Origin of the sequence: Phenylobacterium sp. CCH9-H3 (assembly GCF_001557235.1) — a bacterium.
Taxonomy (GTDB): Bacteria; Pseudomonadota; Alphaproteobacteria; order Caulobacterales; family Caulobacteraceae; genus Phenylobacterium.
On sequence record NZ_LSJI01000266.1, the window covers coordinates 1 to 19,557 of the forward strand.

At 69.5% G+C, this 19,557-nt stretch carries 21 protein-coding genes and 3 tRNA genes; 15 read left to right on the forward strand and 9 right to left on the reverse strand.

What is annotated here, in order from left to right:
• The 3 genes from AX721_RS23070 to AX721_RS23080 all read right to left on the reverse strand — a co-directional run.
• A partial coding sequence (locus AX721_RS23070) for a GIN domain-containing protein (protein ID WP_068878316.1) occupies positions 1-776 on the reverse strand: 776 nt, incomplete at its 3' end.
• Positions 777-787: 11 nt separating this feature from the next.
• On the reverse strand, positions 788-1,354 hold the full coding sequence (locus tag AX721_RS23075) for a DUF1700 domain-containing protein (RefSeq protein WP_068878317.1): 567 nt from the start codon (positions 1,352-1,354) through the stop codon (positions 788-790).
• Positions 1,351-1,677: a PadR family transcriptional regulator gene (locus AX721_RS23080; RefSeq protein ID WP_068878318.1), complete on the reverse strand. Its 327-nt coding sequence runs from the start codon at positions 1,675-1,677 to the stop codon at positions 1,351-1,353. The genes AX721_RS23075 and AX721_RS23080 overlap by 4 nt, the downstream gene beginning before the upstream one ends.
• 174 nt (positions 1,678-1,851) lie before the next feature.
• Between AX721_RS23080 and AX721_RS23085 the strand changes: the two genes are divergently transcribed.
• On the forward strand, positions 1,852-2,895 hold the full coding sequence (locus AX721_RS23085) for a S41 family peptidase (RefSeq protein ID WP_068878319.1): 1,044 nt from the start codon (positions 1,852-1,854) through the stop codon (positions 2,893-2,895).
• Here AX721_RS23085 and phaC read toward each other — a convergent pair.
• A complete protein-coding gene (gene phaC, locus AX721_RS23090) occupies positions 2,892-4,847 on the reverse strand; it encodes a class I poly(R)-hydroxyalkanoic acid synthase (RefSeq protein WP_197422690.1) in 1,956 nt (651 codons plus the stop codon). The genes AX721_RS23085 and phaC overlap by 4 nt on opposite strands.
• A 106-nt stretch (positions 4,848-4,953) precedes the next feature.
• Between phaC and AX721_RS23095 the strand changes: the two genes are divergently transcribed.
• The 9 genes from AX721_RS23095 to AX721_RS23135 all read left to right on the forward strand — a co-directional run bounded on the left by AX721_RS23095 (position 4,954) and on the right by AX721_RS23135 (position 12,746).
• Positions 4,954-5,370, forward strand: coding sequence for a hypothetical protein (locus tag AX721_RS23095; RefSeq protein WP_068879075.1), 417 nt, complete (start codon positions 4,954-4,956; stop codon positions 5,368-5,370).
• Positions 5,371-5,512: 142 nt separating this feature from the next.
• Positions 5,513-6,733: an LL-diaminopimelate aminotransferase gene (locus AX721_RS23100; RefSeq protein ID WP_068878321.1), complete on the forward strand. Its 1,221-nt coding sequence runs from the start codon at positions 5,513-5,515 to the stop codon at positions 6,731-6,733.
• Positions 6,734-6,738: 5 nt separating this feature from the next.
• A complete protein-coding gene (locus tag AX721_RS23105; protein WP_068878384.1) occupies positions 6,739-8,034 on the forward strand; it encodes a homoserine dehydrogenase in 1,296 nt (431 codons plus the stop codon).
• Between the two features lie 49 nt (positions 8,035-8,083).
• Entirely contained in the window at positions 8,084-9,037 is a 954-nt protein-coding gene (glpX, locus tag AX721_RS23110) for a class II fructose-bisphosphatase (RefSeq protein ID WP_068878322.1), read from the forward strand.
• 103 nt (positions 9,038-9,140) lie between these two features.
• Positions 9,141-10,937, forward strand: coding sequence for a single-stranded-DNA-specific exonuclease RecJ (recJ, locus tag AX721_RS23115; protein WP_068878323.1), 1,797 nt, complete (start codon positions 9,141-9,143; stop codon positions 10,935-10,937).
• 62 nt (positions 10,938-10,999) lie between these two features.
• A tRNA-Glu gene (locus AX721_RS23120) sits at positions 11,000-11,074 on the forward strand.
• A 145-nt stretch (positions 11,075-11,219) separates the two neighbouring features.
• The gene (locus tag AX721_RS23125; RefSeq protein ID WP_068878324.1) at positions 11,220-11,795 is read left to right on the forward strand and encodes a cold-shock protein; all 576 of its coding nucleotides are present in this window, start codon (positions 11,220-11,222) and stop codon (positions 11,793-11,795) included.
• A 29-nt stretch (positions 11,796-11,824) separates the two neighbouring features.
• The gene (locus AX721_RS23130; RefSeq protein WP_068878325.1) at positions 11,825-12,331 is read left to right on the forward strand and encodes a DUF192 domain-containing protein; all 507 of its coding nucleotides are present in this window, start codon (positions 11,825-11,827) and stop codon (positions 12,329-12,331) included.
• Positions 12,324-12,746 carry a PaaI family thioesterase gene (locus tag AX721_RS23135; protein WP_068878326.1) on the forward strand — a complete coding sequence of 141 codons (423 nt, stop codon included), beginning with the start codon at positions 12,324-12,326 and terminating at the stop codon, positions 12,744-12,746. Before AX721_RS23130 ends, AX721_RS23135 begins: the two co-directional genes overlap by 8 nt.
• Here AX721_RS23135 and AX721_RS23140 read toward each other — a convergent pair.
• The gene (locus AX721_RS23140; protein WP_156467348.1) at positions 12,743-13,222 is read right to left on the reverse strand and encodes a hypothetical protein; all 480 of its coding nucleotides are present in this window, start codon (positions 13,220-13,222) and stop codon (positions 12,743-12,745) included. The genes AX721_RS23135 and AX721_RS23140 overlap by 4 nt on opposite strands.
• Before the next feature lie 165 nt (positions 13,223-13,387).
• On the opposite strand from AX721_RS23140, the gene AX721_RS23145 reads away from it, so the two are divergent.
• The 4 genes from AX721_RS23145 to AX721_RS23160 all read left to right on the forward strand — a co-directional run bounded on the left by AX721_RS23145 (position 13,388) and on the right by AX721_RS23160 (position 14,819).
• Positions 13,388-13,464, forward strand: a tRNA-Pro gene (locus AX721_RS23145).
• Positions 13,465-13,495: 31 nt separating this feature from the next.
• On the forward strand, positions 13,496-13,804 hold the full coding sequence (locus AX721_RS23150) for an ETC complex I subunit (RefSeq protein ID WP_068878328.1): 309 nt from the start codon (positions 13,496-13,498) through the stop codon (positions 13,802-13,804).
• A gap of 12 nt (positions 13,805-13,816) precedes the next feature.
• Positions 13,817-13,893 (forward strand) — tRNA-Arg (locus AX721_RS23155).
• Between the two features lie 140 nt (positions 13,894-14,033).
• Complete coding sequence (locus tag AX721_RS23160) at positions 14,034-14,819, forward strand: pseudouridine synthase (RefSeq protein WP_068878329.1); 786 nt, start codon at positions 14,034-14,036, stop codon at positions 14,817-14,819.
• Here AX721_RS23160 and AX721_RS23165 read toward each other — a convergent pair.
• Genes AX721_RS23165 through metC form a run of 3 tightly spaced genes read right to left on the reverse strand, consistent with a single transcriptional unit; the run spans position 14,782 to position 17,862 of the window.
• Complete coding sequence (locus AX721_RS23165) at positions 14,782-15,639, reverse strand: kinase (protein WP_068878330.1); 858 nt, start codon at positions 15,637-15,639, stop codon at positions 14,782-14,784. The two genes, AX721_RS23160 and AX721_RS23165, sit on opposite strands and share 38 nt — an antisense overlap.
• Before the next feature lie 17 nt (positions 15,640-15,656).
• On the reverse strand, positions 15,657-16,643 hold the full coding sequence (locus AX721_RS23170) for an SDR family oxidoreductase (protein ID WP_068878331.1): 987 nt from the start codon (positions 16,641-16,643) through the stop codon (positions 15,657-15,659).
• Positions 16,644-16,698: 55 nt separating this feature from the next.
• Complete coding sequence (gene metC / locus AX721_RS23175) at positions 16,699-17,862, reverse strand: cystathionine beta-lyase (RefSeq protein WP_068878332.1); 1,164 nt, start codon at positions 17,860-17,862, stop codon at positions 16,699-16,701.
• An 84-nt stretch (positions 17,863-17,946) separates the two neighbouring features.
• Between metC and AX721_RS23180 the strand changes: the two genes are divergently transcribed.
• On the forward strand, positions 17,947-19,050 hold the full coding sequence (locus AX721_RS23180) for an amino acid ABC transporter substrate-binding protein (RefSeq protein ID WP_068878333.1): 1,104 nt from the start codon (positions 17,947-17,949) through the stop codon (positions 19,048-19,050).
• Between the two features lie 7 nt (positions 19,051-19,057).
• On the opposite strand, the gene AX721_RS23185 is transcribed toward AX721_RS23180, so the two are convergent.
• Positions 19,058-19,555, reverse strand: coding sequence for a GNAT family N-acetyltransferase (locus AX721_RS23185; RefSeq protein ID WP_068878334.1), 498 nt, complete (start codon positions 19,553-19,555; stop codon positions 19,058-19,060).
• Positions 19,556-19,557 lie beyond the last annotated feature (2 nt).

Sequence of the window (19,557 nt, forward strand, 5' to 3'; positions counted from 1 at the left end):
GGGGCGGGGCCGCCCTGGCGGACCTTGCCCGCGCCGCTGATGTCGGTCTCAAGGCTGCGGGGGCTGGTGAGCAGACGCACGTCGCCTGCGCCGGAGATGTCGAGCCGCGCCCATTCCGTCGGCGCGATGGTCGCCTCCGCCGCGCCCGAGATGTCCACGTCGGCGCCGCGGGTCTTGAGCGCGCCCAGGTCGACCTCGCCCTTGCCGGAGATATCGAGCTCCAGGTCCTCGACCTCGCCGGAGGCGGTCACCCGGCCCATGCCGGCGACGTCGAGGCGCAGGGTCTTCTGACGATAGCCTTCGATGGTCAGGGCGTTGTAGCCGGCGACGTCGAAGCGATTGATCCCGGGCGCGCGGACCACGATGCTGAGCTTCGGGCGCCAATGGCCACGACCGTGCTCGTAGCGGATGCCGTCGCCGCGCACGACGACGCGGTCCACCGCCCGCTGCGGACCGGTGACGGTCACCGTACCCGGGCCGTCGGCCTGGACGTAGCGGACGTCGGCGGCGAGGCCCAGGTCGAGGCTGTCGCCGCCGGTCCAGGCCAGGGTGCGTGTGGCCTGCGGGCCGGCGTCGGGACCCCAGTCGCCGTGCCCGTTGTCGTCCGAGCGCCAGCGTCCGTGGGTGTGATTGTCCCACTCGCCCCAGCCGCCCGAGAACATCTGCCAGCCGCCGCGGGTCACGGCTTCCGGGCCGCCGATGGCGATCGCCGCGGAGAGAGTCCCCACCGAGAGCACGAAGCCGGCGGCGGCGATCATGAAGAGTACGCGGATCATGTCTTCGCTCCTCAGGCTTGCGGTTCGAGAGCCGGCTTGAGCAGCCGGTAGTGGAGGCGGCCGTACCAGACGAGGGCGTTCATCAGGCCGATCGAGACGATGGTCAGCAGGGCTCCGCCCGAGGCGGATCCGGCCATGATGCCGATGCCGGCCAGGATCGCCGTGACCGGGCCGCCGGGCGGATCGGTGAAGGGGCCTGCGGCGAAGACGACGGCGCCGGCGAAGAAGCAGACGATGACCGCGACGGCGAGGCCGACGATGGCGCCGGCCACGCCCATCAGGATCGGCAGCAGGACCAGGATGTCGATGGCGCCCAGGCCCAGCACCGCGAACACCGCGGCGGCGGCCGACGAAGGGCTGCGCTCCTCGCGCCAGCGGTTGAGGCTGCTCTCGGCGCGGATCTCCCGGGCCAGGCGGTCGGGATCGCCCAGCGCGGCGGCCACCTCGGCCTCGGTCCGGCCGGCGGCCTCGCCGTCGGCGAAGTGCGCCTCGTAGTCGGCGACGATATCGGTCACGGTTTGCGGAGGCAGGCCGCGAAGCCCCTCCCGCAGCCGGGCCATGAAAGCCTGGCGTGTCATTGCGCCCCTCCAAGGATGGTGTCGACCGCGCCGGAAAACGACTTCCAGGCCGCGGCTTGCGAGTTGAAGCTCTTCTTTCCGGCCTCGCTCAGCCGGTAGTACTTGCGCGGCGGGCCGGCGGAGCTCTCGACGAGATAGGTCTCGACCAGCCCGTCCGACTGCAGCCGGCGCATCAGGGGATAGATCGTGCCTTCACCCATGCCGATGGCGTCGGCGAGCTGGCTGGCGATCTCGTAGGCGTAGCTGTCGTGCCGATGGAGCAGGGCCAGAACGCAGAGTTCGAGCGCCCCCTTCTTCAGCTGGATCTCAATGGCTTCGGGCACGTGATCGCCCTCCTTGCTGAGCCATTGAGTACCGCCAGGTACTGTGCGGTGCAAGGTAGCTTGCATTAAACCTTAGTAACCCGGCGAGCGGCGTTACGGATGATGAAAGAGACTTAACTCGGCCGGCAGCCTTGACCGTGGCACCGAGCCGTTTCCGCCACCCCGGAGTGTCCGATGTTCCGCAGCCTGTTGTTCGCCGCCCTGATCGCCGCCGCGCCCGCAGGGGCGCTTGCCGGGGACCTGACTCCCAAGGCGGCCGGGGAAGTCGTCGATCAGCTGGTGATGCACATGGACGGCTACATGGACCCGAAGGTGGCCGCCGAGATCCGGGCCAGCCTGAAGGCGCACAAGGCCGAGTACGTGAAACTCGACACCCGCGCCGCGTTTGCGGAGGCGGTCAGTCGCGACCTCTACGCCGTCTCGCGGGACCGTCACCTGAAGGTGTCGCTGGAGACCAACGACGCCAGCCGCGGGGCGCGGCTCAGCGATGAAGAGCAGGCGCTGGTCGATCGGCGCCTCGCCTATGGCCTGATGTCGGTGCGGCGGCTGCCGGGCAATATCGGGCTGCTCAAGACCAGCTACTTCGAGCAGGGCGAGGCGGGCGGCCGGCTGTCGAACACGATGATCGAGCTGCTCAAGGACACCGACGCCCTGATCATCGACCTGCGCGCCAACCGCGGCGGCGGCGGCGCCAGCGATGAGGCGCTACTGGGCCACCTCTCCAGGACGCCGATCCCGATGGCGAAGATCTTCTGGCGCACGGCGTCGGGTGGGACCGACGTGATGCAGCGCCGGGCGGCGACCCCGAAGGACGGCCCGCTCTATCCCGACAAGCCGGTCTTCGTCCTGACCTCTCCCCGAACTGCGTCGGCCGCAGAAGCCTTCGCCTACGATCTGCAAGCGGCGAAGCGGGCGCTGGTGGTGGGCGAGACGACGTCGGGGGCGGCCAACCCCTCGAACCGGCCGTTCCGGCTGGACTATGGCTTCCGCGTCTTCATCCCGACCGGCAAGGTGGTCCACCCGACCACCGGCGGAAACTGGGAAGGCGTCGGCGTGAAGCCGGACGTGGAGGTTCCCGTCGATCAGGCTCTGACCGAGGCCTACGCGCGCGCCCTGGCGGTCGCCAAACCGACGGTCTCCACGCCGAAATCCGAGGCCGAGCGCGCGGCGGCGATCGCCGACCCGAAAGCGACGCTGCTGGCCGACCAGGCGCTCTAGCTTTTCACCTTCACATAGTCGCCCGGCGCGTCGCCCAACGGCTTCAGCGGACCCTTAGCCGGGTCGCGGGCCGGGACCTTTCCGCCAGACCTGGCCGACAGCCAGGCCAGCCAGTGCGGCCACCAGGAGCCCGGAGCCTCGACCGCGCCGGCCTGCCACTCCTCGAGGGTGGCGGGCAGCTTGTCGTTGGTCCAATGTTGGTACTTGCCCGCCGCGGGCGCATTGATCACGCCGGCGATATGGCCGGACCCGGCCATGGTGAAGGTGGTCGGGCCGCCGAACAGCCGCGCGCCCCTGTAGACCGAGCGGGCAGGGGCGATGTGGTCTTCCTTGGACGACTGGACGTAGACAGGGACCTTCACCTTGCCGAGGTCGATCTGGACACCGTCCAGGGTGAGCTCGCCCTTGGCCATCGCGTTGTCGCCGTAGAAGCGGCGCAGGTAGAAGGTGTGCAGGGTCTTCGGCATCCGCGTCTGGTCCGAGTTCCAGAACAGCAGGTCGAAGGGCTTCGGCTCCTTGCCCAGGAGGTAGTTGTTCACGAAGAACGACCAGATCAGGTCGTTGCCGCGCAGGGCGTTGAAGGTGTCGGCCATGGTCTGGCCGGAGAGCACGCCACCCCCTTCGTCCATCTTGGCCTCAAGGTCCTTCAGCCAGTCCTCGTTGGTGAAGAGCAGCAGGTCGCCGGCCTCGGAGAAGTCCTGCTGGGCGGCGAAGAAGGTGGCCGAGCCGATGGAGGTGTCGTCCTTGGCGGCCATGTGGCCCAGCGTAGCGGACAAGAGGGTGCCGCCAATGCAGTAGCCCACGGTGTTCACGTGGTCGACGCTCGCCTGCTTGCGGGCCGCGGCGACGCCCTCGTAGATCCCCTGGCGCATGTAGTCTTCGAAGGTCTTGGTCGCGAGCGCGGCGTCCGGGTTTACCCACGAGGCCACGAAGACGGTGATCCCCTGGGCGGTCAGCCAGCGGATCATCGAGTTCTCGGGCCGCAGGTCCAGGATGTAGAACTTGTTGATCCAGGGCGGGAAGATCACCAGTGGGATCTCGAACACCTCGTCGGTCGAGGGCGAGAACTGCAGCAGCTCGATGATCTCGTTGCGGAAGATCACCTTGCCCGGCGCGGTGGCGACATTCTCGCCGATCTTGAACATGTCGTAGTCGGTCTGGGCGATGGAGAGCTGCCCGCCGCCGCGCTGCAGGTCGGACTGGAAGTTCTCCATGCCCTTGACCAGGCTGGCGCCGCCGGTGGCCATGACCTCTTTCAGCGCCGTCGGATTGGAGGCCAGGAAGTTCGACGGCGAGAAAGCGTCGGTCAGCATCTTCATGAAGAACTCGACCCGCCGCTTCTCCAGTGGATCGACGCCGTCCACGTCGGCCACCAGGCCGTTCAGGAAGTTGGCGGTGAGCAGGTAGGACTGCTTGATCACGTCGAAGACCGGATTGTCCGACCAGTCGGGATCGGCGAATCGCTTGTCGCCCTTGGCCGGGGCCACGACGGGATCGGCGGTCTCGCCGCCCGCGCGGCGGGCGGTGGACTGCCAGAGGTCGAGGTAACGGGAAAAGAGGTCGGCCTGGGCCCGCATCATCCGGTCGGGCTGAGCAGCCAGCCGGCTCATGACCTGGGTGAGGGCGGGAGCCACGTGGAAGGGATCGGGCGAAAGGGCGGCCGGCCGGTCGGCCTGGCGCAGGGCCATCTCGGCGATCGCGCCCTGGGCGGTGATCGCCGCGCGGGCCAGGTTCATCGAGAGCTGTTCGATGTGGGCGCGCTGCTCGGCGGTGAAGGCCGTGGGATCGAAGCCGGGCAGGCCCGGCTGCGGCTGCGACGGCGGCGGCTGGGGCGCGGGCTCAGGCTTGAAGGTCTTGGCTTCCGCCGAGGGCGCTTTGGCCGCCTTCTTGCCGGTCTTCTTGGAGCCGGCCTTCTTCGGCCCCTTGGCCGGGGTCGAGGTCTGCTCGCTCATCCTGTCGTTCTCCCGAATGGCGCGATCTGAAGTCGCGCTCTTCCGCCGCTCGCAATCATCGCATAAGACCTTGGCGCAAATGAACGCGTCGCGCCCGTTTTTTCCGATGAGGCCCTGGGTTGGCACAGCGCTCGCCGTCGCGGCGGGTTCCCTGCTGCTCGGCGGCTGCATCGGCAACCCGTTCAGGGACGCCAAGGTGGATCCCGCCTCGCCCGTGGCCGCGGACGTCACCCGCCTGACCCGCCAACCCGGCAAGTTCCCCACCTTCGCCAGCATTCCCACGGCGCCCACCGACATTCGCCCGTTGGCCCAGTATGGCCGCGACGCCTATGCCGTCCTGGCCGAGGGTGAGGCCCTGACCCAGGCCACGGCCCCCGGGACTTGGACCCTGCAGGGCACCGACGCCTTCGCCGAGAAGGCGCGTCGCGATGCGGGGCCTCAGATCGAGCCCCCGAAGCCCGGCGACGCCGAGGCTTTCGCAAGGGAACTGCGCGAGCGAGCTACCCCGCCTCCGCGGCGCTGAGCCCCGATGGGGCTTTCGGGGCCGCGAGAGGCATAAAAATCCCCCAAGCCGGCTTGGCGGACTCCCGCCTGGAGTCTATCGAAGCCTGACGTCAGCTCGCAGATCGGCCGCATGGGCGAACCGCGGCGAGAGAGCTCTACCTATGACACCCGAATTCCACCGCATCCGCCGCCTCCCGCCCTACGTCTTCGAGGAGGTGAATCGCATCAAGGCCCGCCTGCGGGGCCAAGGTACGGACATCATCGACTTCGGCATGGGCAATCCCGACATGCCGACGCCCAAGCACATCGTCGAAAAGCTGATCGAGACGGCGCGCGACCCGAAGGCGGGCCGCTATTCCGCGTCCAAGGGCATCCAGGGCCTGCGCAAGGCCATGGCCGGCTACTACGCCCGCCGCTTCGGCGTGAAGCTGGACCCGGACCGCGAGGTGATCTCGACCCTGGGCTCGAAGGAGGGGTTCGCCAACCTGGCGCAGGCCCTGACCGCGCCCGGCGACGTGATCATCTGCCCGAACCCGGCTTATCCGATCCACGCCTATGGTTTCATCATGGCGGGCGGGGTGATCCGCCACGTGCCGGCGGGCAGCCCGGAGGAATACCTCTCGGGCATCAGCCGCGCCGTGAAGCACTCGGCGCCGCCGCCCAGCGTGCTGATCGTCAGCTATCCGTCGAACCCTACCGCCCAGTGGGTGGACCTCGACTTCTACAAGGAGGTCGTGGCCCTGGCGCGCAAGCACGATCTGCTGGTGCTGTCCGACATCGCCTATTCCGAGATCTACTTCGACGACAACCCGCCGCCGTCGCTGCTGCAGGTCGAGGGCGCCAAGGACATCGCCGTCGAGGTCAATTCGCTCAGCAAGACCTTCGCCATGGCCGGCTGGCGGGTCGGGATGGTGGTCGGCAACGAGCGGATGTGCGCGGCCCTGGCGCGGGTGAAGTCCTATCTCGACTATGGCGCCTATACGCCGATCCAGGTGGCCGCCGCGGCGGCGCTGAACGGGCCTACGGACTGCATCGACGAGATCCGGGCGATCTACAAGGGCCGCCGCGACACCCTGGTGTCATCGATGAAGCGGGCCGGATGGGATATCCCGGCGCCGCCCGCCTCGATGTTCGCCTGGGCCAAGCTGCCGCCGCAGTACGAGGAAGCCGGATCGATGCTGTTCTCCAAGCTGCTGATCGAGGAGGCCGGGGTCGCCGTGGCGCCCGGCATCGCGTTCGGCGAATACGGCGAGGGCTATGTCCGGATCGGCCTGGTGGAGAACGAGCATCGCATCCGCCAGGCGGCGCGCAGCGTGAAGAAGTTCCTGGCCAACTCCGAGGAGATCCTGGGCCGCGCGCACAACGCGTTGGCCGCACAGTGACCGACATGGGAAGCGATCGAAAAACCTGGCGCATCGGCGTCGCCGGCCTCGGCACCGTGGGCGCCGGCCTGCTGACCTTCCTCTCGGAACATCCGGACTTCGCGCCGGCGGGGGGCAGGGCGGTCGTCACCGGCGTGTCGGCGCGCTCGCGCTCGCGCCCGCGGCCGTTCGACATCTCGAACCTGCCCTGGTTTGACGATCCCGTGGCGCTGGCGAACTCGCCGGACGTGGACCTGTTCGTCGAACTGGTCGGCGGCTCCGATGGGCCGGCCAAGGCGGCGGTCGAGGCGGCGCTGTCGGCGGGCAAGCCGGTCGTGACGGCCAACAAGGCCCTGATCGCCGAGCACGGCGCCGAACTGGCCGCGCTGGCCGAGGCCAAGGGCGCGCCGCTGCTGTTCGAGGCCGCGGTCATGGGCGGCGTGCCGGCGGTGAAGATCGTCCGCGAGGCGCTGGTTGGCGACGAGATCCGCTCGGTGGCCGGCATCCTGAACGGCACCTGCAACTACATCCTGACCGAGATGGAGGCGACGGGCCGCTCGTTCGCCGAGGTGCTCGCCGAGGCCCAGCGGCTGGGCTATGCCGAGGCCGATCCCACCATGGACGTCGGCGGCTTTGACGCGGCCCATAAGATCTCGATCCTCGCGGCCCTGGCCTTCGGCTGCGCGCCGAACTTCGCCGCAGCCGAGATCGAGGGCATCGAGCAGGTGGACCTGCTGGACATCCGGATGGCCAAGGACCTGGGCTATCGCATCAAGCTGGTCGCCTCAGCCGAGCGTTCGGCCGATGGCGTCCTGGTGCGGGTGCACCCCTCGCTGGCGCCGCTCAACCATCCCCTGGCCCAGGCCGGCGGGGCGTTGAACGCGCTCTTCATCGAGGGCGTACGGACGGGAAGGATCTTCGTCCAGGGGCCCGGAGCCGGGGCGGGGCCGACGGCCTCGGCCGTCGCCGCCGACATCGCCGACGTGATGACCGGCGCGGTCCGGCCCGTCTTCCAGGCGCCGGCGAACTCCCTGAAGCCCTTCGATCCAATCGACCCGTCGCGGATGATGGGGCGCGCCTATCTCCGCTTCCTGGTGAAGGATGAGCCGGGGGTGATCGCCGCGGTTTCCGAGACCCTCGCCGAGGCCGGGGTGTCCATCGAGAGCTTCCTGCAGAAGCCGACCGAGGGCGCCGAGGGCGTGCCGATCGTGCTGACGACCCACGCGGTGGCGGAATCTGTCCTGACGGCGGCAGTCGAACGGATTGCGGGCCTGCCCGCGGTGTTGGATCGTCCTCATCTGTTGCGGATCGCCCGCATCTAGGGTCAAACGCGCCTCCGATAGAGATGCGCACGCTGGGGTTGGAAACGAGATGAGTTCTGAAGTTCTGGATCGCGGACTGGTGCTGGACGCGGTCCGGGTGACCGAGATCGCCGCCATCGCCGCCTGGAAACTGGTGGGCCGCGGCGACGAGAAGGCCGCCGACCAGGCCGCCGTGGACGCCATGCGCACGGCGCTGAACGACCTCGACATCGACGGCGAGATCGTCATTGGCGAGGGCGAGCGCGATGAGGCGCCGATGCTCTACATCGGGGAGAAGGTGGGCAAGGGCAAAGGGGCCAAGATCGACATCGCCCTCGACCCGCTGGAAGGCACGACCCTCACGGCGAAGGCGATGGCCAACGCCTGCGCGGTGATGGCCTGGGCGCCCAAGGGCACCATGCTGAACGCGCCCGACACCTACATGGACAAGATCGCCTGCGGTCCCGGCTATCCGGCCGGGGTGATCGACCTGGACAAGAGCCCGGCCGACAACATCAAGGCGCTGGCCAAGGCCAAGGGCGTCGACCCCAGCGAGATCACGGTCTGCATCCTTGACCGGCCGCGGCACGCCGACATCATCGCGTCGGCCCGTTCGGTGGGCGCGCGCGTCCATCTCATCACCGACGGCGACGTGGCAGGCGTGATCAACACCACGGACCCGGAGACGGGCATCGACCTCTACGTCGGCTCGGGCGGGGCGCCCGAGGGTGTCCTGGCCTGCGCAGCGCTGAAGTGCGTCGGCGGCCAGTTCCAGGGCCGGCTGGTGTTCCGTAACGCCGACGAGCGGGCGCGGGCGGCCCGGGTCGGGATCACCGACCTCGACAAGAAGTACGACCTGCACGAGATGGTGCGGGCCGACGCGATCTTCGCGGCCACGGGCGTGACCAAGGGCGCTCTGCTGGACGGGGTCACCTATTCGGGCGGCTTCGTGCACACCCACACCCTGGTCATGAACTCGGCGACCCGAACCGTGCGCGACGTGCGGATGAAGCGGCCGGTCTAGGTCTGCGACCGGATCTGTCGCAAGCGGCGCGCAGGGAGATAGGTCCTAGCGACTCGTAGGCGCCCGGCCGATAGTGGCCCCAGGCGAAGGAGCGGACCGACGGATGGCGGACGGGAGCGCGCATGTAGGGTTCCTGGGCGTCACGCGTTCGCTGAGCGGCCGGCTGTGGCGCCAGCGGGCGGCCGAGGCCGACATCGTGCGGCGCCACCAGCTCGACCATGGGGTGTCCGAACCGCTGGCCCGGGCGCTGGCGTCGCGCGGCGTGACGGTCGAAGCGTGCTCCGACTTCCTGAACCCCACGCTGAAGGCGCTGTTCCCCGATCCTTCGTCCTTCGCTGATATGGACCGGGCCGCGGAGATCCTGGTGGACGCCCTGGAGGCGCGTCGCCGGATCGTGGTGTTCGCCGACTACGACGTGGACGGCGCGTCCTCGGCCTCGCTGATCGTGCGCTGGTTCCGCGCGATGGGCCTGGAGCTGTCCATCTACGTGCCGGATCGGATCAACGAGGGCTATGGCCCGTCCCCCGCCGCCTTCCGCCGCCTGAAGGCCGAGGGCGCCGAACTGGTCGTCACCGTCGACTGCGGTGCGGCGGCGCACGACGCCCTGGCCTGCGCGGTCGAGATCGAGCTGCCGGTCGTGGTGGTGGACCACCATCTGATGCGACCGGGCGAGGTTCCGGCGGTCGCGGCGCTGGTGAACCCGAACCGGCCCGACTGCCGTTCGGGGCAGGGGCATCTGGCGGCCGCTGGAGTGAGCTTCGTGCTTCTGGCGGCGCTGTCCCGCGAGGCGCGCAAGCGCGGCCTGTGCGCGGGCGCGGGTCCCGATCTGAAGGCCTGGCTGGACCTGGCGGCGATGGGCGCTGTTTGCGACGTGACCCAGCTCACCGGGTTCAACCGCGCCTTGGTCGCCCAGGGGCTGAAGGTGATGTCGGCCTGGGGCAATCCCGGACTGAAGGCCCTGATGGAGGTCGCCAAGGCCCAGGGACCGGCGTCCGTGTTCCATGTCGGCTTCCTGCTCGGGCCTCGGATCAACGCCGGCGGGCGCATCGGCCGGTCCGACCTGGGCGCACGGCTGCTTTCCACCGACGATCCGGCGGAGGCGCGGGCTCTGGCCGCGGAGCTGGATGCACTGAACGCCTCGCGCAAGCAGGTGGAGGCCGAGGTCCAGGAGGCGGCGGTCCGCCACATCGAGCGCGAGAGCAACCAGGCCGACGCGCCCTGCTTGATCGTCGCCGACGACGGCTGGCATCCGGGCGTCATCGGCATCGTGGCCGGGCGGCTGCGCGAGCGTTACCGAAAGCCGGTGATCGTCATCGGGATCGACCGGGCCGCCGACGTGGGGAAGGGCTCCGGCCGTTCGCAGCCGGGTGTCAACCTGGGGCGGGCGGTACAGGCCGCCTACGAGGAAGGGCTGTTGCTGGCCGGCGGCGGCCACGCCATGGCGGCGGGCCTGTCGGTGCGACCCGACACGATCCCCGAACTGCGGGCCTTCCTTTGCGAGCGGATGGCGGCCGAGGCCGAGATCGCCGCGGCCGCGGACGGGCTGGAGATCGACGCCCTGGTGACGACGCGGGGCGCGGACCGGAGCCTGTGGAGCGACTTCCAGCGGCTCGCGCCGTTCGGACCGGGCAATCCCGAGCCGACGTTCGCTGCGGCGGACGTGCGAATCGAACGGCCGATGGCCCTGCGCGGCGGACACGTGCGCTGCACCCTGACCGACGGCAGCGGGGGGCGACTCAAGGCCGTGGCGTGGCGGGTCGAGGACACCGAGGCCGGCCGCCGCCTGCTGCAGGAAGGCGGCGCGGTCCATGTGGCGGGCCGCCTGAAACCCGACGACTGGCAGGGGCGGGAAGGGGTGGAACTCGAGATCGAGGACGTCGCCGACCCGCGCCGAACATAAGTCCGTTTCGGCCGCTTGCGCCCCAAAAAGAAGGCCGCTATAGAGCCGCCTCTCGCGCACGCGGTCCCTTCGTCTATCGGTTAGGACGCCAGGTTTTCAACCTGGAGAGAGGGGTTCGACTCCCCTAGGGACTGCCACGCGACCTCCCCTCATAAGGTGTTCGACCTCGCGCGGCGCGGGATTCGCCGAACGCGAATCACCATTGACGTCCCATATGTTACAAGAACAGTGTTATAGTCGGCTCCGACCCAATTGTCGGGAGGGTAGCGGGCCGAGGGGCGAATGGCTGGTTACGAATTCGAGCAAGTGGATGCGCCGCCGCCGGTGCGGATTTGCGGGCGCGTGAAGTGGTTCGACGTGGGCAAGGGCTACGGCTTCATCGTCCCCGACGATCCGAGTCTCACCGACCTCAAGGATGTGCTGCTCCACGTCACGAGCCTCAGGACCTCGGGCCGTGAAAGCTGCCTCGAAGGCTCTCTGATCACCTGCGATGTCGTCCGCCGGCCCAAGGGCTGGCAGGTGGCCGAGGTGGTCCTGGTGGACGAAAGCTCCGCCACGCCGGCCCCGCCGCGGCCGGACGCCATGCGCAGCCGCCCCGAGGGGCTGAGTCGACCGCCGCGCCGGCCGGTCCAGGCCACGGGCCCGCTGGAAGAGGCCAAGGTGAAGTGGTTCAACCGGGCCAAGGGCTACGGCTTCGTCGTGCGCGACAGCCAGCCGGGCGACATCTTCGTCCACATCGAGACGCTTCGGCGGTCGGGAATGGAGGATCTCCAGCCCGGCGAAAGCGTCATGGTCAGGTTCGCCGAGGGGCCCAAGGGGCTTGTCGTGGCCGAGATCGAGGCGTCTAACCTCTCGTAAGAGAGACGACACGCTTCGGAGCTGACTTCGTGCTGCATGAGTTGATCGGCCGGCGGCTGGGCGTCGCCCTGGCCTTGGCGCTGTGCGCCGCGCCGGCGATGGCGCAGATTCCGCGCCAGGATCCAAAGACCTGCAAGGGCCAGCCCGAGATCAAGCCGCTGGAGGCCCTCCAGGTGCGCACCGACAAGGGCGTGCATGCCTTCATGGTCGAGGTGGCGGACAGCGACAGGGAGCGCGAGTATGGCCTGATGTGCCGGCGCAGCCTGGCCGCCGACCGCGGCATGCTGTTCCTGTTCGCCAAGGCCGGGCCGCAGATGTTCTGGATGCGGAACACGCTCATCCCGCTCGACATCATCTACATCGGCGAGAACGGCCGGGTGGTCTCGATCAGCCGTAACGTCCAGCCACTGGACGAGCGGGGGGCGCCGTCGGCGGGGCCGGCGAAGTTCGTGCTGGAGCTCGCGGCCGGCCGTGCGGCCCAGATCGGCCTGCTGCCCGGCGACCGGGTGCTGCATCGGGCGCTGCCGCGTGGCTGACGAGATCCCCGAGCCGCCGGCCGGCTTCGTCCTGACCAAGGGCCGCGGCCCGTTCTCCACCCACAACGGGCCCTACTTCCACCGGATCGGCGCCGGCGACCTCGTGGAACAGGCGTTCTACGCCCTGCCACGGCACACCAACGGCATCGGCATCGTGCACGGCGGCATGCTGTCGGCCTTCACCGACGGGCTGCTGGCGGCGGCGGTGGGACGCGGCACGCAGAAGGTAGGCGTGACGATCCACCTCTCCATCGACTTCCTCCACATGGCCCGCGAAGGCGACTGGATCGTCGGCGAGGCGCGGATGAGCCGGGCGACCCGGGACGTGGCCTTCGCCGACGGCCGCCTGCACGCCCGCGGCGTGGACATCGTCCGGGCGTCGGGCGTCTTCAAGCTGATGAGCCGCCCGGGCTAACAGTCCTTGTCAGCGAACAGGCCCTTCAGATGGGCCAGACGCTGGCTCCCCGGGGTCGCGGGCGCGGCGTCTGTGCCCGGCGTCGCGGACATGCCGGGCATGGCGCCGTAGGCCTGGGCCAATTGCTGCTGCATCTGCTGCTGCTGTTGCTGCATGGCCTGCTGCTGGATCGCCCCTAGGGCCTGCTGGGCCGCGTAGCCGCCCTGGCCCCCACCAAGCTTGCCGCTGCTCAGCAAGGGCGCCGCCGCCTGGAGCGCGGCTCCCGCGAAGCCCAGGAACTTGCGGCCCGACTCCGCGCGGCGGGCGGCCTTGGCTTCGCTGGCGGACAGCGTGTTGATCTCATCGGCCAGGATGGCGCAGGTCTTCTGGCTGTCGCCCGCCTCCACGACGGCTGGTTCGGCGCCCCGGGCGGGAGCGGCGAGGGCGAGCAGACATGCGGCGAGCACCGCGCCGCGGATGGGCCTTGGAGACGTCATGTATGCCTCTCTGTTTGAGGCGTCGGTTGTGGCCCGCGGCGCCGCGTTGGTCGCCCGCGGCTCGACGAACAGCATGGCGTACGCGCCGAATGCCGGTCCACGTGCGCCCATCAGCCCCTTTACCGGACCGGGTAAACCCTTGTAGGGCAGGCGTTCCGGCGTCCTCGGGGCGTAGCGCAGCCTGGTAGCGCATCTGCTTTGGGAGCAGAGGGTCGGGAGTTCGAATCTCTCCGCCCCGACCACGCCGGCGGAATTTGAGGCCTGAGAAACAGCATGCTCGCGCGCATCTACCGTCCGTCCAAGACCGCCATGCAGTCGGGCCGCGCCAAGGCGGCCGGCTGGGTTCTGGAATTCGAGCCCAAGGCGGCGCGCAGGCCCGATCCGCTGATGGGCTGGACCGTGACGACCGATACCGAGTCGAGCCAGGTGCGGCTGACCTTCGAGACCAAGGAAGAGGCCGTGCGCTACGCCGAGGCGCACGGGATCGCCTTCCAGCTCATCGATCCCGCACCGGCCAAGCGCATCATCAAGGCCTACGCCGACAACTTCGCCTTCGGCAGACGGATCCCCTGGACCCACTGAGGTCTCGCCTGAGCGCCCGTAGCTCAACCGGATAGAGCATCCGCCTTCTAAGCGGACGGTTGCAGGTTCGAGTCCTGCCGGGCGCGCCAGGCCGCAAGGTTGGCCGCGGTCAACTCAGGCGCTCGATCGCCGCGTCATGGAATGTCACTTAGACGGACGTATCGCCCCCTGCGGGTCACAGCATTTCTCCACCATGTTCGCGGCCGTCCCAGCCGTGTAAGCAGCCGCCATGGCCTGGACGAAGACCTACGACGAAGCCGAGCCGCAGCGCGTGAACAAGTGGCTGGCGCAGAGCGGCGTGTGTTCGCGGCGCGAGGCCGAGGCGCTGATCGGCGAAGGGCTGGTCTATATCGATGGGGAGCGGGTCGACGACGCTGGCCGCAAGATCCAGCCGGGCCAGACGCTCACCCTGACCGACAAGGCCGAGGGGCGGCTCGAGGGCTTTACGGCCGTCCTGAACAAGCCCACCGGCTACGTCTCGGGCCAGCCGGAGCCCGGCTATACGCCCGCGGCGCGCCTGCTGACCCGGCAGACGCTGGTCGGCGAAAGCGCCACGATCCCGGACGCGAAGATGAGCCTGCCGCCCCTGGGACGGCTGGACCTGGACAGCCACGGCCTGCTGATCCTGTCCAACGACGGCGTGCTGGCCAAGGCGGTCATCGGGCCGCAATCGGAGCTGGACAAGGAGTATGTCGTCCGCGTCGCCGGGCGCATCGACGAGCCGACGCTGGGCCGCCTGCGCCACGGCCTGGAGCTGGATGGCCGCAGGCTGCGCCCCGCCAAGGTGAGCGTGATCCAGGGCCAGGTGCTGAGGTTCGTGCTCACCGAGGGCCGCAACCGGCAGATCCGGCGCATGTGCGAGCTGGTCGGTCTGCGGGTGATGGACCTGAAGCGCATCCGGATCGGCCCGCTGGAGCTGGGCGACCTGCCGGAGGGGCGGTGGCGGCCCATGACGGCCGCCGAGCGCGAGGCGATGATCAGGTCGTCAAAGGGACCGGCGTCCGGTCGGGATTGAGCGGCACCACCCAGTCGGCCCGCTCGGGCATCTCCGCCAGGATCCAGCGGGTGAGCCGCTCATAGTACTGCACGAACCGGCCGACCTCGCCGTCGGACATGCCCCCGCCGGTGCGGGCGCGCAGCTTGGCCTCCTGTTCCACGCGCCAGCCGCGGACCACGTCGAAGCTGGGCGCCCGCAGCAGGACCAGCCGGTCCAGCCGGCCGAAGAGCGCTTGATAGTGCTCGGCGAGCTGGCGGTTCACATAGCCGCGCCAGGCGCGGGTGGGATCGTCGCGCCGCTCCAGGCCGTTGGCGGGCTGCGTCAGCCGTTCCGCGGGCTCCGGCCGGGCGCCGACACACCAGCCCTCGAGGATCACCACGTCGGCGGGACCCTCGACCGTGCGCCAGCGACTCTTGGGTTGGCGCTCGTCCGTGGCCTTGTCGAAGCCGGGCAGGGGCGTCGTCCCCTCGCCCCGGAGGTGGTCGAGCACGGCGCAGGCCAGGGCCACGTCGTGAGTGCCGGGCGGCCCGCGGACCTGGAGCAGGCGGTGGACCTTGGCCGCGAGCCAGGCGCGCGCCTCCCGTCCGAGGTAGAAGTCGTCCAGGGAAATCGTGACCGCCTTCAGGCCGTTGCGATTGAGGTAGCGCTCGGTCGCGGCCGCCACGGTCGACTTGCCCGACCCCTGCGCGCCGCAGAGGCCGACGACCGCCGTGCGACCGAAGTCCGCGCGCCAGTCGACGCAGCGATCGGCCAACGGGCGACAAACCTCGTCGAACGTCAGCTGGAACGTTTCCGGCAGGCGTTCCTCGGCGATGAAATCCGCCAGCCAGTCGTCCAAGCGTTCCCCAGCGCGCCTTAGTACCCGCCGACGATCGGCAGAATCTCGCCGGTGATGTAGCTGGAGGTCTGCGGCGACGCCAGGAACACGAAGGCCGGCGCGATCTCCTCCGGTTGGGCCGGGCGGCCCATAGGCGTCTTGGCGCCGAACTGCTGAAGCTCCTTCCCCGCCTTGTCCGCAGGGTTGAGCGGCGTCCAGACGGGGCCGGGAGCCACGGCGTTGACCCGCACGCCCTTCTTGATCAGCGAACCGGCGAGCGATCGTGTGAAGGCGTGAATCCCGCCCTTGGTCATCGAATAGTCGAGCAGGTCCTTCGAGCCCTCGAGCCCGGTGACCGAGCCGGTGTTGATGATCGCCGAGCCGGGTTTCAGGTGGGGCGTGGCGGCCTTGGCCATGTTGAAATAGCCGTAGAGGTTGGTTTTCAGCGTGCGGTCGAAGTGCTCGTACGTCAGGTCCTCGATGGACTGGGCATGCTCCTGGAAGGCGGCGTTGTTCACCAGGATGTCGAGACCGCCCAGGGCTTCGATCGTCCGTGCGACGGCGGCCTCCGCGTACTTGGGATCGGCTACATCTCCGGGGATGAGGATCGCCTTGCGGCCCTCCTTCTCCACGGCCGCCTTCGTGGCCTCGGCGTCCTCGGTCTCCTCGAGATAGGCGATCGCCACGTCGCAGCCTTCCCGGGCGAACAGGACGGCCACAGCCCGGCCGATGCCGGAGTCGCCGCCGGTGATCAGCGCGACCTTGTCCTTGAGCTTTTCGGAGCCCTTGTAGAACGGGGCCTCCCACATCGGCTTCAGGGTGAGGTTGGCCTCTACGCCCGGCTTCTCGAGGTGCTTCTGAGGGAGCGGTGGGACGGGATAGGCGCGGGCGCCCGTCTGGGGCGGGGCTTCGTCGCCGTCGTCGAAGGACCGCTTCTCCTTCGCCTCGACCTCCTTCTGGATCTTCCGCTCGTCGTCGGCCACGCGCTCGGCGCGGTCCTCGAAGCCTTGCTGGACGCCGGACATGACGCTCTCCTTCCTTGCTTGGCCAGCAAGCGCGGGAGGGCCCGGCAGGTTCCGCTCAGTCGGCGAGTTTGCCGTAGGCGTCCAGGCCGCGGCGTAGGTCGGCGATCAGGTCTTCGGGCGCCTCAAGGCCGACGTGCAGGCGCATCAGGGGGCCGCCATAGTCCGTTGCGAACCGCCGGACGTGCAGCTGCGGGTCGCAGGATATGGCCAGACTCTCGAACCCGCCCCAGGAGAAGCCCAGTCCGAACAGCTTGAGCGCGTCGAGGAAGGCGTTGACCGCCGCCTCGGGCGCAGGGCGCAAGACGAAGCCGAACAGGCCGCAGGCGCCCGTGAAGTCGCGGGCCCACAGCCCATGGTCGGGAAAGTTCGGCAGAGCTGGGTGCAGGACTTGGCGGACCTCGGGCTGGTCGCCCAGCCAGCGGGCGACCGCAAGGCCGCTCTCGCCGTGGCGGGCCATGCGGGTGGGCAGGGTGCGAAGGCCGCGGAGGATGGCGTAGGCCTCCTCGCCGGAGACGGCCCAGCCCATGTGATGGACCCCATCGGCCAGCTTGCGCACCAGGGCGGGGTCGCGGGCGGCCACGGACCCCATGAACACGTCCGAATGACCTCCCACGTATTTCGTCAGCGCCTGGATCGACAGGTCGACGCCGTGGGCGAGCGGCTTGAACAGGAGGCCCGCCGCCCAAGTGTTGTCGATGGCGGTCAGGATGCCCCGCTCGCGCGCCAGTTCTGCGATGCGGGGGACGTCCTGCATCTCGAATGAGAGCGACCCGGGACTTTCCAAAAGGATCAGCCGCACCGCATCGGAAGCCGTGGCGACGAGGGTTTGCGGCGGCGTGTGCGGATCGAAGTAGCTTACCGTCACGCCGAACCGCTTCAGCACGTGGTCGCAGAACCGGCGGACCGGCTTGTAGACGTTGTCGACGACCAGGATCTCGTCGCCGGCCTTCAGCAGCGCCATGAGCGCGCCCGAGATCGCCGCGATGCCCGACGGATAGAGCGAAACGCCCACCGCGCCTTCCAGGACGGCCAAGGCCTCCTGCAGGCAGGCCTGGGCCGCCAGGCCACCGCGGCCATAGGTCAGGTGGTTGGCGTCGTCGTACAGCGCCTCCGCATTGGGCAAGAGGACGGTCGAACCCTTCTGGATCGGCGGCCCGACGGTCTTGGCCAGCGCGCCGCCGGTCTTGCCGGCGTGGATCAGGCGGGTCTCATCCGACATGCGGGGTTGCGGGTCCGGGCGACGCTGGCGAAAGTGCCAAGGCACTTAGAGCCCCAAGCCCTTCAGCGTTTCAAGGGAGCAGCGATGATCCGGCGCCTCACGGCGATCGCGGCGGCGATAGCGTTCCTGAGCGCGTGCAGCCGGCCGCCCACCCCGGAGGCAAAGGCGCCGGAGGCTGAGCCGGTGGCCAAGATCCGCTCGGCGCAGGCCGGATACGAGCCGGCGGAAAGCCCGACGCTGAAGGCGGTGAAGGCGCGCGGCTATGTGGCTTGCGGCGTTCATGAGGGCCTGCCGGGCTTCGCCCTTCGGGACGCCCGCGGCGCTTGGCGGGGCTTCGACGTCGACATCTGCCGCGCCGTGGCGGCCGCGACGCTGGGCGACGCGACCAAGGTGCGGTTCACCGTCGTCGGCGCCCAGGATCGCTTCGGCGCCCTGCAGAAGGGCCAGTTGGATCTGCTGTCGCGCAACACCTCCCAGACCTTCGCGCGCGAGGTCGGGCTGGGGGTGACCTTTCCGGTCGTGACCTACTACGACGGCCAAGGATTCCTCGCGCCACGGTCGATGAGCCTGACCAGCGCCGAGGAGTTGAACGGCGCCCGGGTCTGCGTGCAGGAGGGCACGGCCAGCGCGGGCAACGTCGAGGACTATTTTCGCGTCCGCGGGCTGAAGTATCGCCCCGTGATGGCCGCCACCGAGGAGAAGGCGCGCCAGCTGTACGAGGCCGAGAGCTGCGACGTCTTCACCGCGGACATCTCGGCGCTGGCGGCCTCGCGCTCGCTGCTGAGCAACCCCAACGGCCATGTGATCCTGCCCGATGTGATCTCGAAGGAGCCGCTCGGGCCCGTGGTGCGCCAGGACGATCCCGTATGGGCCGATATCGTGCGCTGGACAGTCTATGCGACGCTGCTGGGCGAGGAACTGGGCCTGAGCGCGCGCACGGTGGAACAGGCCCGTGAGACCGCCACCGACCCCGAGACGCGTCGGCTGTTGGGCGTGGAGGGCGACCTCGGCGCCCTGCTGGGGCTGAAGGCCGATTGGGCGTTCCAGGTGATCCGGCAGGTGGGCGCCTATCACGAGATCTTCCGCCGCGACCTGGGTCAGGACTCGGCCCTGCGCCTGGACCGCGGCCTGAACGCTCTGTGGAACGCGCCGGCCCCCGGGCTCATGTACGCGCCGCCCATGCGGTGAGGGGCCGCTAAAGCTCCATCAGCATGGCGCAGCGGTCGTGGAGTCCCTTGGCGGCCTCGTAGGCGAGCGCCTGGCGGAGGCTGGCGGGCGCGTCCTGCGGGTCCCATTCGCGGAAGCCGAACGAGGCGTAGAAGGGGGCGTTCCAGGGCACGTTGCGGAAGGTGGTCAGGCTGAGGGCGGTGAGCCCGTGCGCCCGGCCGTAGGCGGCTGCGGTCTCGAGCAACTGGCGGCCTACACCCTTGCCCTGGTGCTCGCGAAGGACGTCCACCTCGTCGATGTGCAGGCGCTGGCCATCGACGCGGCCGGCCAGGTAGCCAACGGGGCCGTCCTCGATCTCGGCGACCCAGAGCGTGCCCGCGGCCAGGTGGGGGCGCCAGGCGTCGACCGGGGAGGCGTCGGAGAACAGCCAGGCGGGGACATCACGCCCCTCGAACGCGGCGGCGGCCGAGCGTTCGATCTGGGGCAGGTGCGGCAGGTCGCTCTCTCGGGCCAGGCGGATCTGGATGG